Raw genomic sequence first — 12709 nt, 5'->3', positions numbered from 1 at the left:
GGCAGGTAGGCAGTCTGATGACTCTCAACAGCCTTCAGGAGCAGCTTTCCATGAGCGACAACATCCAAGACAAGGTCGTGGTCATTACGGGTGCCAGCAGCGGCCTGGGTGAGGCTACCGCGCGCATGCTGGCCCAACACGGCGCGCATCTGGTGCTGGGCGCTCGCCGGCTTGAACGGCTGGAGGCTCTGGCAACCGATCTGCGGGCCACGGGCGCCCAGGTCGAGGTCAAGGCCACCGACGTGACCCGGGCCGGGCAGGTCCAGGCCCTGGTCGATCTGGCGTTGGAGCGCCATGGTCGCGTGGACGTCATGCTCAACAACGCCGGGCTGATGCCGCATTCGCCGCTGGACCGGCGGCGCCTGGAAGACTGGGACCAGATGATCGACGTCAACATCAAGGGCGTGCTCTACGGCATTGCCGCGGTCCTGCCGACCATGCAAGCGCAGAAGAGCGGCCACATCATCAACGTCGCCTCGGTTGCCGGCCATAAGGTCCGCGCCGGCAGCACCGTCTATTCGGCCACCAAGCACGCCGTGCGGATCATCTCCGAAGGCTTGCGCCAGGAGGTCAAGCCCTATGGCCTGCGCACCACCATCCTCTCGCCCGGCGCGGTGGCCACGGAGTTGCCCAACACCATCACCGAAGCGGACGTCGCCGAGAACGTCCGCAAGCTCTACGAACTGGCCATCCCGGCCGACGCCTTCGCCCGGGCCGTCATCTACGCCTTGAGCCAGCCGGACGACGTGGACATCAACGAAATCCTCTTCCGCCCGACGCGTCAGGAATACTGACACCTCGTCGTCAACCGGCCTGGCGGGTCCGCTGGCCCAGCCAGGCCGCCTCGACGGAGGCCAGATCGGCGCGAGGGATGAGTTGGGCAGGGATGCGGCTGCAGCGGGACAGGTTGAAGACCTGGCGGCCCTCGGCGGCCATGACGTCCTGCATGACCTTGAGCCCGGGCAGGATGCGGTTATGCAGGTGCTCGTCCAGACCACAGGGCGATCGCGGGTCCGTGCTGCCCTCGTAGAAACGTGGGGCCTGGGCATTGAGGTCGACACCGGCCAGATAGATCTCGGTAAAGCCGAGGTGATAGGCCAGTTGCAGGGCGATGAAGGCAACGGTACGGACATCGAAGATGCCGTAGTCCATGTCCCGGCTGAAGCCGATGTCGCGCGCGCGACGACTGAGCAGGGTATGGACGCGCTGTGCCTGGTCACGCTCAGCGCCGAGGTAATGCTCCAGCCGTGTGCTAGGCGCGCGCTTGAGCCCATGTGCCTTGCCTTGCAAGCCTGACGGCAGCTCGTCGATCGCCTCCGGCCACAATGCCAGGTGCCGGGCCCGTTCGAGGCCCTGCGCATAGAGTTCGGGCTGCTGGGTGGCGAAGCTCAGATCACTGCACACATAGAACAATGGCTCGATAGCGCTCTTCGCCAGCTTGGTAATGGCGCCATTCATCGTAATGACCGGTATATGACGCCAGCTGTCAAGGCACAACTCACCTGCCGACGGCCCCGAGGCCAATAGGAGCACCGGGCCCTGCTGGCTGCCCCTTAGCGAAGCGAAGTCCTGGCTCATCGCGGTGCTCCCTCCACAACCTCGCATACAGCCCCCCAGGGCAACAGGGAAAGAGATCGATCAGGCAGCATAGGCACCGGCTCCCAGCAAAAAGACACGGCGAACGCCATTAGTCAGACAGTATTCATGACGTCGACCGAAAAAATAATGGGAGGCGACAAGGATTAACGCGATTTCCAATAGGCCTTTAGCTTTCTCTTGCCCCAGGCGTGCTCGCTTGGCACGCGCTAGACCCGGGCCTCAGACGGAAATAAGCCGCTTGGGATATGCCTGGGGTCCGTCTGTGAGGCCGGGTACGGTCACCCATGGCGGGTATGGCAGACAGCACCTATCGCGCACCGGCTTACTGGCAGGGTCGTTGTCCGAAATCTCCAGCCCTCGGATCGGTTGCTATGTGCTGTTCCCTTCACCGATGCGACTACCGATCACGAACTCGCGCGACGAAAAGTATGATTGGCTAGACCTTCGTACCGGCATCAAAAATGGATTGCGAACGGGCTATCCCTGTCCTAGATAGCCCACCACCGTTCGAGTGGACGCTTCAGGTCTTACTTTAAGGTGCTACAGGCGGAGCGCGGCAGGCCAAGAAAGGTACGCACGCAGTAGCCTGGGCTAGGCGCCAGGTTCAAGGCGCCCTTAGGACAAGGCACTAGGAGCCGCGATAGGTGCTGAAGCCGTAGGGGCTGAGCAACAGCGGGATATGGTAGTGCTGCTCCGGCTGGGTGACGTCGAACACCACCGGAATTTCCGGGAAGAAGGCGCTGCGGCCTTGCTGGCGATAGTAGTCGCCGGTCTTGAAGACCACCCGGTACTCACCCTTCTCGAAGGTCTTTTCCTTGGGGAACAGCGCCGGTACCCGGCCCTGCTCGTTGGTGACCTCTTCCGCCAGCGGCTGCCAGCCCTGCCCTACCTGGCGCTCCAGGGTCACGTGCACCCCGGCCGACGGCTTGCCGTCTTCCAGGTTGAGCACATGGACACTCAGGGGATTGGGCGCGGCGACCGCGAAGCCGGACAGGGCCAGGCCAGACAACAGAACGAACGTCTTCATGGAGATCTCCTTCAAGGATGGGAGGTGAGGTTGAGGTGTTCAGCGGCTGCCAGCGCACAGCGCTCGTCCGCCCCGCCACCGCCGGCACCGGCGATACCCAGGGCGCCGACCAGCTGGTCGCCTTCATAGAGGGGGATGCCACCGCCCAGCAGCAGCAACTCGGGCAGGGTGACGAGATTGGCCGCATCCGGATTCTGCCGGGCACGCTCGGCCAGCGCCTGCGACGGGGTGCGGGTGGACAGAGCGGTAAAGGCCTTGCGCCGCGCCGCCTCGGCGTTGTGCGGCCCGACGCGGGTATCGCGTTGCAGGAGGATCAACTGGCCGCTGCGGTCGAGCACCGCGAGCGCGGCGCTGCAGGGCGCGGCCTGCGCCAGTCGCAGCGCGGCATCGAGGTCGAGATCAGGGTGCTGCGGCAGCGCCGCCTGCGCCTGGCCGAGCAAGGTAGCGCCCAGCAGCGCGACGGTTAGGGAAGAAAGAAAGCGCGACATGATTCGAGGTCCAGGAGATGACCCCGCCAACTTATCCTGATCGTTCGGTCAGGAACGGGTACTGCAGGATGACAATTTTGTCAGAAGGATCAGTGGCATAGCTGTTCCAACCCGACTGCATCATCCCTCCCCCCGCCGTTTGAAGATTCGTGCCTGGCGGCGCGCTGATGTTGCCCGTTGCCTTCATCGGTCTCTATTGCCGAAAAACCCGAGTCGACAGTTGCCTCGCGATTGGCCGTTGCTTGCCAACGGTGCACACGCTCGTCTACCGCGCAAAACCACCAGACCACTGTTGATCGATTAGATCAAAACATGCTTTATTGTGATCAGAACAATCACAAGGTAGGCATGATCATGAAATTCCGCGGCATCGTTCCCGCCCTCGTCACCCCCTTCGACGCCCAGCAGCGCGTCGATGAAAACGCGTTGCGCGGTCTGATCGAAAACCTGATCGACGCAGGTGTCCATGGCCTGTTCGTACTGGGCACCAATGGCGAGTTCTTCGCCCTGTCCGAAGCCGAAAAGCTGCGCATCGCCGAGCTCACCGTGGATGCTGCGGGCGGCCGGGTACCGGTCATAGCGGGCACCGGCGCCTTCGCCACGCACGAAGTGATCGAACTGAACAAAAAAATGGCCGATCGCGGGGTCGATGCCCTGTCGGTGATCACGCCCTACTTCAATGCCGTCAGCCAGAAAGAGCTGATCACGCATTACGAAGCCATCGGTGACGCCTCTGCCCTGCCCCTGATGCTCTACAACATTCCGGCCAAGACCGGCATGTCCATCGGCATCGGCGCCGTCGCGGCCCTGAGTCAGCACCCGCAGATCAAGGGCATCAAGGACAGCGCCGGCAATTTCGATGCGCTGGTACAGATGATGAAGTACCGCAGTGACGATTTCGCCGTCTTCGCCGGTACCGACTCCCTCATCTACTGGAACCTGCTGGCCGGCGGCGATGGCGCCGTGGCGGCCACGGCCAACGCGGTACCTCAGATCGTCATGACCATTTGGAATGCCTTCCAGGCCGGCGACCACGCCACGGCCCGCGCGGCCCAGGAAAAGCTGCGGCCCCTACGCGATGCCTTCGCGCTGGGCACCATGCCGTCGGTGCTCAAGAAGGCCGCCGACCTGCTCAACGTCCCGGTCGGCCCGTGCCGGGCCCCGGTCGCGCCGCTGGACGAAGCCACGGTGCACAAGCTCGAAGGCCTGCTGGCCATCTACCGCGACTGATCCGGAGCACCCATGTCCCTCTATCATTTCCAGACCGTCAAACACCTGGTCCATGGCGCCGGCGCCCTGGACCAGCTCGGCGACAAGCTCGCCCTCCTCGACGTCCCGCTGCGCCGCGTGGTGCTGGTCACCCAGAACGCAATGCATGGCCTGGGCGTGACCGAGCGCGTCAAGGCGCAACTGGCCGCCCGCGACATCGACGTGGCCGTGATCGACAACGTCGAGATCGAGCCGACCCTGGCGAACATCGAGCAGGTCTTTCGCGAGCAGGTCTCGCCGCGCCAACCGGACGCCCTGCTCGCCATCGGTGGTGGCTCGGTGCTGGATGCCGCCAAGCTGTTCGCGGTCATGCTCACCAACGAGCAGTCGCTCAGATCCATGCTGGGTATCGACCAGGTGGCCCGCGCCGGGCTGCCCACCGTGCTGGTCCCCACCACCGCCGGCACCGGTTCGGAAGTGACGCCCAATGCCATCGTCACCCTGCCCGACGAAGAGTTGAAAGTGGGCGTGGTCAGCCGCCACCTGCTGCCCGCCCTGGTGCTGCTCGATCCGCTGCTGACACTGAGCCTGCCCAAGGCCATCACCGCGGCTACCGGGATGGACGCCTTCACCCATTCCCTGGAGTCCTTCATCTCCAACAAGGCCAACCCGGTCAGCGACACCTTCGCCCTGGAGTCCATGCGCCTGATCGCCGGCAGCATTGTCGAGGCCTACCAGCAGCCGGAGTCGGTGCGCGCCCGTAGCGACATGCTGCTCGGCTCCACCTATGGCGGCGTGGCCCTGACCGCCGCTGGCACTGCTGCTGTCCATGCGCTGGCCTATCCCCTCGGTGGCAAGTTCCACGTCACCCACGGGGTGGCCAACGCCATGCTGCTGCCCCATGTCATGGCCTTCAACCTGGACAGCTGCGCGCCGCGCCTGAAGCGCGCCGCCGTGGTCTGCGGCCTGGCCCGCGAGGAAGACAGCGACGAAGCCGCCGCGCACCAGCTGATCGCGCAGATCGCCGCCTGGACCGCCACCCTGGAAATCCCCCAGGACCTGGCCGCCTTTGGTGTGCGGGAGGAGCACCTGCCCGATATGGCGGTGGCGGCGTCCAAGGTCACCCGGCTGATGGTCAACAATCCCAAGCCGCTGAGCCTGGATGACATCCAGGCACTGTACCGGCGCCTCCTGCCATGACCCGCCTGCTGATCCTGGCCGACGACCTCAGCGGCGCCGCCGACTGCGCCCTGGGTTTTGCCAAGGCCCAGGCGACCCGGGTGCTGCTCGACGCCGAGGCCCTGGATGCCCAGGCACCGGTGACGGCCCTGGACCTGGACAGCCGTCGACTGGACGCGCGTGCGGCGGCCGCGCGCCACGCCGCGCTGCTCGGACACCCGGCGCTGGCTGGCGCCGCGCTCTACAAGAAGATCGACTCCACCCTGCGCGGCAATGTCGCCGCCGAGGTAGCGGCCCTCGCCCCGCGCGGCCTGGCCCTGGTCGCCCCCGCCTACCCGGCCCTGGGCCGCACGACCCAGGGCGGTATCCAGTACCTGGACGGCGTGCCGGTCGACCAGACCGATGTCTGGCGCAACGAGGGACTGACCGGCAGTGCCGATCTGGTCGCCCAACTGACCGGTCACGGCATCAGCTGTGCGCGGCTAGACCTCGCCACGCTGCGTCAGCCAGTGGCCCTGGCCGCCGCCCTGCGCCGCGCGCTGGACAGTGGTCTGCCCGCGCTGGTCTGCGACGCCGAGCGCCAAACGGACCTTGAGGCGCTGGCCCGGGCTTCCGCGCCCGTGGCGCAGCAGCTGTTCTGGGTCGGCTCCGCAGGCCTGGCCGAGGCGCTGCCCGCAGCGCTGGGCCTGACCGGCCACACCGCACTCCGCCCTCCGAGCGATGGCCCGATCCTCACGGTGGTGGGCAGCATGTCACGGCACTCCCAGGCCCAGGCCGAGCGCCTGGTGGCGGGGAGCGGCCAACACTGGCAGCGGCTGGCCCCTGCCTGGCTGCTGGAGCCGCAGCGCGCCGCCGAGCGTACCGCGCTGGCCGCAGCCCTCGCCCAGCAGCTCGCCCACGGCGAAGACGTCCTGGTGAGCCTTGACCAGCAGGCCCGGGATCCGTGTCAGGCCGTGGCCCTGAGCCAGGCCCTGGCCGGACTGCTGCAGCCCGCCCTGCAAGAAGCCGCCGCCCTCATGGCCACCGGCGGCGAGACCGCTCGCGCCCTGCTCGCCCAGGCCGGCATCACGGCGCTGGATCTGCACGGCGCCCTCGCGCCGGGCGTGGCCCTGGCCAGTACCCGCTGGCGTGGTCGCGCCTTGCGGGTAGTGACCAAGGCAGGCGGCTTCGGCCAACCCGACACCCTCCTCGACGCCTGGCGCCACCTGCGCGCCAACCTACCCGCACAGGCCGCCACGGCCTGTCTGCAGAAGGAAGCCCACCATGTCTGAACGTCCCGTCATCGGCATCACCATGGGTGACGCCACCGGCGTCGGTCCCGAAATCATCATGAAGTCCCTGGCCCACGCCTCGGTCTACGACAGCTGCCGCCCGCTGGTCATCGGCGACGCGGGTCGCCTGGAGGATGCCAATCGCATCGTCGGCGGTCGCCTGCAGGTCAACGCCATCGAGCGCCCCGATCAGGCGCGCTTCCAACCCGGGGTGGTGGATTGCATCGACCTCGGGCTGATTCCCATCGACCTGCCCTACGGCAAGCTGTCCGCCCGGGCCGGCCACGCCGCCTACCGCTACATCGAACGCACCGTCCAGCTCACCTCGGCCGGTGAACTCGATGCCATCTGCACCGCTCCGCTGAACAAGGAAGCGCTGCACGCGGGCGGTCATATCTTCCCGGGTCACACCGAGCTGCTGGCGCACCTCACCGGCACCGAGGAGGTGTCGATGATGCTGATGACGCCGATCCTCAAGGTCATCCACGTCACCACCCACATCGGCATCATCGATGCCATCGCGCGCATCGAGCCGGGCCTGGTCAAGCGCACCATCGAGCGCGCCCACGCCACCCTGCAGCGGGCCGGCATCCAGGACCCCCTGATCGCCGTCTGCGGCATCAATCCCCACGCCGGCGAGAACGGCCTGTTCGGCTACGGCGAGGAAGAAACCAAGATCCAGCCGGCCATCGACGAACTACGCACCCGTGGCTGGCGCGTGGAAGGCCCGCTGCCCGCCGACACCCTGTTCTTCCGCGCCGGCCGTGGCGATTTCGACTGCGTGGTGGCCATGTACCACGACCAGGGCCACGGGCCGGTCAAGGTCATGGGCCTGGAAGCGGGCGTCAATGTCACCGTCGGCCTGCCGGTGATCCGCACCTCGGTGGACCACGGCACCGCCTTCGACATCGCCGGCAAGGGCATCGCCGACGAGCGCAGCCTCATCGAGGCGTTGCGCCAGGCTACCGAACTCGCCAGCCGGCATCGCGCCAGCCAGGCCGCGTGAGGAGCCTGACCATGAAAGTCGTCTGCACCTCGCCATCCTTCGCCAAGTACTCCCGGGAACCGCTCGACCTGCTGGCCCGCTACGGCATCGAGGTGGTGGTGGTCCCCGCCGACATCGACGCCCAAGGCTTCATCGCCGCGGCCAGGGACTGCCAGGCCGCGATCACCGCCTTCAATGGCTTCGACGCCAACACCTTCGCCGCCCTGCCGCAGCTGCGCCTGGTGTGCAAGCACGGCGTCGGGGTCGACAACATCGACCTCGACGCGGCCCGCGCTAGCGGCGTGACCGTCTGCAACGTACCCAACTCCAACCGCCATGCGGTGGCCGACTACACCTTCGCCCTGCTGCTGGCCTCGGCCCGCCAGGTCGCCCGCGCCGACCGTGAAACCCGTGCCGGCGAATGGCCACGGCTGTTCGGCGCGGATGTCCACGGCAAGACGCTGGGCATCGTCGGCCTCGGCAGCATCGGCAAGGAAGTCGCCCGGCGCGCCAGCGGCTTCGCCATGCGCGTCATCGCCCATGACCCCTATCCCGACCAGGCCTTCGCCGACCGCGAACGCATCGAGTTTCGCGCCCTCGACGACCTGCTCGCCGAAGCCGATTTCGTCACCCTGCACATCGGCCTCTCCGACGCCACGCGCCATCTTCTGGATGCACGGCGACTGGGCCTGATGAAGCCGGGTGCCCACCTGATCAACGCCGCCCGCGGCGGCATCGTCGATGAAGAGGCGCTCTACCAGGCGCTGCGCAGCGGACAGCTGGGCGGTGCGGCCCTGGACGTGTTCGAGGACGAGCCGGCCAGCCAGCACCCGCTGTACGAACTGCCCACCGTGGTGGTGTCACCGCACATCGCCGGCTACACCCCGGGCGCGCTGGACATCCTCAGCCTCACCTGCGCCCGCAACGTGGTCGCCGCCCTCACCGGCAGCAGCACCCTGGAGTCCGTCGTCGTCGCCCCCTGACCCCCTACCCCTTTCGGAACCTGATCATGGATAACAACAACAAGGCCACCAGGATTCGCTGGATCATCGCCGGACTGATGTGGACGGCGATCGCCATCAACTACATCGACCGGGTGGTGCTCTCCGCCGCCGCGCCCTTCATCAGCAAGGAATTCGCCCTCGACGCGACCGAGATGGGGCTGATCATGTCGGCCTTCTTCTGGTCGTACGCCCTGCTGCAGTTGCCCGCGGGCTGGCTGGCCGACCGCTTCGGCCAGAAGGCCACCCTGGGTGGCGCGGTGCTCTGGTGGTCGCTGGCGACCGCGCTGACCGGCCTTGCCACGGGCTTCAAGTCACTGTTCGCCTTGCGCATCGGCCTGGGTATCGGCGAGGCGGCCGCCTACCCGAGCAACGCCGGCATCACCTCGCGCTGGTTTCCCGACAAGGAGCGCGCCACCGTCTCGGGCATCTTCGACAGCGGTTCCAAGTTCGGCGGCGCGGTGGCCATGCCGCTGATCGTCGGCCTGATCGCGCTGTTCGGCTGGAAGCTGACCTTCGTCATCAGCGGCGCCCTCGGCATCCTCTGGGCCCTGGCCTGGTTCGCCTTCTACCGCAACGATCCGGAAGACCATCCGCGCATCAACGAGGCCGAGCTGCGCTACATCCGCGACGGCCAGCGGCGCCGCGAAGGCAATGGCGAGAAGCCGGCCATGCGCTGGTACGAGCTGCTGCGCTACCGCAACGTCTGGGCCATGTGCCTGGGTTTCTTCTTCATCAACTACAACTCCTACTTCTTCATCACCTGGCTGCCCACCTACCTGGTCAAGGAAAAGGGCATGGACCTCATCTCCATGGGCTTCATGGCGGCGCTGCCGCTACTGATCGCCATGGTGGTGGAGGTCTTCGCCGGCTGGCTGTCGGACCGTATCTACCGCAGTGGCCGCTATTCGCTGACCACGATCCGCAAGACCTTCCTGATCGTCGGCCTGCTGATGGCCTCCTGTATCGGCCTGGCCGCCTTCGCCGAGTCGGCCTGGATCGCGATCGTGCTGCTGTGCATCGCCAAGTCCGGCACCACGGTCGCCGCCACCCAGGTCTGGGCCATGCCCGGGGATATCGCCCCACGCGGCATGACCTCGATGCTGGCCGGCCTGCAGAACTCGGTTTCCAACATGGGCGGCGTGGTCGGCCCCATCGTCACCGGCTTCATCGTCGCCACCACCGGCTCCTTCAACATCGCCCTGCTGTTCTCGGCGGCGCTGATCGTGGCGGCCATCCTCAACTACCTGTTCCTGCTCGGCCGGGTGGAACCCATCGTCACCGACGATGAACCGGCAGCAGACCTGCTGGGTGCCGGCCAACCCAGCCACTGACGTTCCTCACCCAGGGCGTCGGCGGCCTGCCGGCGCCCTGTGAAAAAGCTCGTACAACAACAACACGGAGCGATTTCCATGCAGACGTTCGACGTGCAAAGCACCGCCATCATCATCGGGATGGTGGTGGTCTACATCCTCTTCACTACTTGGCTCAGCATCCGCCTGCGCAGCCGCACCAGCGGCGAATTCATGGTGGCCGCGCGCAGCATGCCGGCCTTCGTGGTAGGCATCCTGATGATGTCGGAGTTCATCGGCGCCAAATCCACCGTCGGCACCGCCCAGGCGGCCTTCGAAAGCGGTTTCGCCGCCTCCTGGTCGGTCATCGCCGCCGCCATCGGCTTTCCGCTGTTCGGCCTGCTGATGGCGCGCAAGCTTTACGCCTCCGGTGAATTCACCATCTCCGGCTTCATCGCGCAGAAGTACGGCCTGTCCACCAAGCTGATGGTGTCGATCATCATGATCTACGCCCTCCTGCTGGTGAACGTGGGCAACTACGTCAGCGGCGCCGCGGCCATCGCCACGGTGCTCAAGATCAATTTGCCCACCGCGGCCTTCATCACCGCCATCGTCAGTACGCTGTACTACGCGTTCGGCGGGCTGAAGAGCGTGGCCTACGTCAGCATCCTGCACACCGCGGTCAAGTACGTGGGCGTGCTCATCGTCACGGGCGTGGCCCTGCACATGACCGGCGGCTTCACCCCGGTCATGCAGAACATGCCGGAGCACTACTTCACCTGGGACGGCGCCATCGGCGGCAGCAAGATCGTCGCCTGGATCATCGGCACCGTCGGCGCGATCTTCTCCACCCAGTTCATCATCCAGGCGATCTCCTCGACCAGGGATGCGCGCGCCGCCCAGCGCTCCACCTTCCATGCCTCGCTGCTGTGCATTCCCATCTCCCTGGCGCTGGGCTTCATCGGGGTCGCGTCCAAGTACCTGCATCCGGAGATGAGCAGTCTCTACGCCCTGCCCGTCTTCCTGCAGTCGATGCACCCGGTGCTGGCCGGCGTGGTGACCATCTCCCTGGTCGCCTCCATCTTCGTCAGCGTCAGCACCGTGGCCCTGGCCATCGCCTCGCTGGTGGTCCGCGACTTCTACGTGCCGCTGCGCAAGCCGACGCCCGAGCGAGAGTTCAAGGCCACCCGGGTGATCTCCCTGATCATCGGCTTCGTGCCGCTGTTTTTCGTGTTCTTCGTCCCCGAGATCCTCAACCTGTCGTTCTTCACCCGCGCGCTGCGCCTGTCCATCGCGGTGATCGCCATGATCGCCATCTACCTGCCGCTGTTCGCCACCAACCGCGGTGCGACCCTGGGCCTGCTGGCCTCGACCATCACCACCAGCGTCTGGTATCTGCTGGGCAATCCCTATGGCATCGACAACATGTACGTTGCCCTGGCGACGCCCGCCATCGTCGTGGTCATCGAACGTCTCTTCCCCCAGCCTGCCGCCAAAGCCGCCCCTGCCGAGGTCCCCCATGTCCACCACTGAAATCGCTATCGCCGGCCGCCAGGACAGCTTCCTGCCGACGCGCTATCCGCAGAACCACGCCGCCAACCTGCTGGCTCAGCCTGACGGTACCCTGCTGTGCACCTGGTTCGCCGGCACTCAGGAAGGCAAGGCCGACATCTCGGTGCTGCTGAGTCGTCGCGATCCATCGAGCGGGACCTGGAGCGAACCGGAGCAACTGTCGGACGACCCGAGCCGTTCCGAGCAGAATCCCATCCTGTTCCAGGCGCCGAACGGTCCGCTGTGGCTGCTGTGGACGGCCCAGGTGGCCGGCAACCAGGACACCGCCATCGTCCGTCGTCGCCTGTCCACCGATGGTGGCCACAGCTGGGGCCCCATCGAGACGCTGATCGACACCCCCGGGACCTTCGTTCGCCAGCCGCCGGTGGTGCTGGCCAACGGCGACTGGCTGCTGCCGATCTTCCACTGCATCGCCCGCCCCGGCGAGAAATGGGTGGGCAGCCATGACACCAGCGCCGTGCTGATTTCGAGCGATCAGGGCCGTAGCTGGACCGAACACCTGGTGCCCGAGAGCACCGGCTGCGTGCACATGAACATCCAGCTGCTGGGTGACGGCAGCCTGCTGGCGTTGTTCCGCAGTCGCTGGGCCGACTTCATCCATGCCAGCCGGTCCCAGGACGGCGGTCGCAGCTGGAGCGCCCCTACCCCGACGGCCCTGCCCAATAACAACTCTTCCATCCAGTTCATTCGCCTCACCAGCGGCGAACTGGTGGTGGCCTACAACCCCACCAGCGCCGCCGACTACAGCGAGCGCCGCGCCTCGCTCTATGACGAGATCGACGATGGCGACAGCCGTGTCGATCCGGTGGCGAAGGACGGCGAGCGCAGCGCTGTCTGGGGCGTGCCGCGTGGCCCCATGAGCCTGGCCGTATCTACGGATGAGGGTCAGAGCTGGCGGCGCCTGGATGTCGAGGCCGGCGATGGCTATTGCCTGACCAACAACTCCACCGAGAAGCTCAATCGCGAGTACTCCTATCCGAGCCTGGTGCAGGCGGCCGACGGGGATGTGCACCTGGCCTTCACCTACTTCCGCCAACGCATCAAGCACGTCCGCCTGCCCCTGGCGGCGCTGCGTTAGAGGAGACG

12 protein-coding genes are annotated in these 12709 nt (G+C 66.3%); 9 read left to right on the top strand and 3 right to left on the bottom strand.

From position 1 onward, the window contains the following. Nucleotides 1-50: 50 nt before the first annotated feature. The gene (locus RCF34_RS09545) at nt 51-794 is read left to right on the top strand and encodes an SDR family oxidoreductase (RefSeq protein ID WP_308707947.1); all 744 of its coding nucleotides are present in this window, start codon (nt 51-53) and stop codon (nt 792-794) included. A gap of 10 nt (nt 795-804) precedes the next feature. Here the strand turns inward: RCF34_RS09545 and RCF34_RS09540 are convergent, their stop codons facing one another. The 3 genes from RCF34_RS09540 to RCF34_RS09530 all read right to left on the bottom strand — a co-directional run bounded on the left by RCF34_RS09540 (nt 805) and on the right by RCF34_RS09530 (nt 3114). Further along, nucleotides 805-1458: a lipopolysaccharide biosynthesis protein gene (locus RCF34_RS09540; protein WP_308707946.1), complete on the bottom strand. Its 654-nt coding sequence runs from the start codon at nt 1456-1458 to the stop codon at nt 805-807. Between the two features lie 769 nt (nt 1459-2227). Further along, nucleotides 2228-2626 carry a hydroxyisourate hydrolase gene (gene uraH / locus RCF34_RS09535; RefSeq protein WP_027602718.1) on the bottom strand — a complete coding sequence of 133 codons (399 nt, stop codon included), beginning with the start codon at nt 2624-2626 and terminating at the stop codon, nt 2228-2230. 11 nt (nt 2627-2637) lie between these two features. Beyond that, entirely contained in the window at nt 2638-3114 is a 477-nt protein-coding gene (locus RCF34_RS09530) for a heme-binding protein (protein ID WP_308707945.1), read from the bottom strand. Nucleotides 3115-3468: 354 nt separating this feature from the next. Here RCF34_RS09530 and dapA point away from each other — a divergent pair, with 354 nt between their 5' ends. The 8 genes from dapA (at nt 3469) to RCF34_RS09490 (ending at nt 12701) form a co-directional block, all read left to right on the top strand. Then, complete coding sequence (gene dapA / locus RCF34_RS09525; RefSeq protein WP_308708262.1) at nt 3469-4344, top strand: 4-hydroxy-tetrahydrodipicolinate synthase; 876 nt, start codon at nt 3469-3471, stop codon at nt 4342-4344. A gap of 12 nt (nt 4345-4356) precedes the next feature. Next, a complete protein-coding gene (locus tag RCF34_RS09520; RefSeq protein ID WP_308707944.1) occupies nt 4357-5523 on the top strand; it encodes an iron-containing alcohol dehydrogenase in 1167 nt (388 codons plus the stop codon). Next, a complete protein-coding gene (locus RCF34_RS09515; RefSeq protein ID WP_308707943.1) occupies nt 5520-6773 on the top strand; it encodes a four-carbon acid sugar kinase family protein in 1254 nt (417 codons plus the stop codon). The genes RCF34_RS09520 and RCF34_RS09515 overlap by 4 nt, the downstream gene beginning before the upstream one ends. Continuing rightward, entirely contained in the window at nt 6766-7779 is a 1014-nt protein-coding gene (gene pdxA / locus RCF34_RS09510; protein WP_308707942.1) for a 4-hydroxythreonine-4-phosphate dehydrogenase PdxA, read from the top strand. The genes RCF34_RS09515 and pdxA overlap by 8 nt, the downstream gene beginning before the upstream one ends. Before the next feature lie 11 nt (nt 7780-7790). Next, on the top strand, nt 7791-8741 hold the full coding sequence (locus tag RCF34_RS09505; protein WP_308707941.1) for a phosphoglycerate dehydrogenase: 951 nt from the start codon (nt 7791-7793) through the stop codon (nt 8739-8741). A 26-nt stretch (nt 8742-8767) separates the two neighbouring features. Next, a complete protein-coding gene (locus tag RCF34_RS09500; RefSeq protein ID WP_308707940.1) occupies nt 8768-10093 on the top strand; it encodes an MFS transporter in 1326 nt (441 codons plus the stop codon). A gap of 78 nt (nt 10094-10171) precedes the next feature. Next, the gene (locus RCF34_RS09495) at nt 10172-11584 is read left to right on the top strand and encodes a sodium:solute symporter family protein (protein WP_133859592.1); all 1413 of its coding nucleotides are present in this window, start codon (nt 10172-10174) and stop codon (nt 11582-11584) included. After that, nucleotides 11571-12701 (top strand): exo-alpha-sialidase, encoded by a 1131-nt coding sequence (locus RCF34_RS09490; RefSeq protein WP_308707939.1) that lies wholly within the window; start codon nt 11571-11573, stop codon nt 12699-12701. Before RCF34_RS09495 ends, RCF34_RS09490 begins: the two co-directional genes overlap by 14 nt. Nucleotides 12702-12709 lie beyond the last annotated feature (8 nt).

Origin of the sequence: Pseudomonas sp. 102515, from assembly GCF_031085165.1 — a bacterium.
Taxonomy (GTDB): Bacteria; Pseudomonadota; Gammaproteobacteria; order Pseudomonadales; family Pseudomonadaceae; genus Chryseomonas.
The sequence above is the reverse complement of the archived record's forward strand: the minus strand, read 5'-3'. Positions and strand labels throughout refer to the sequence as shown.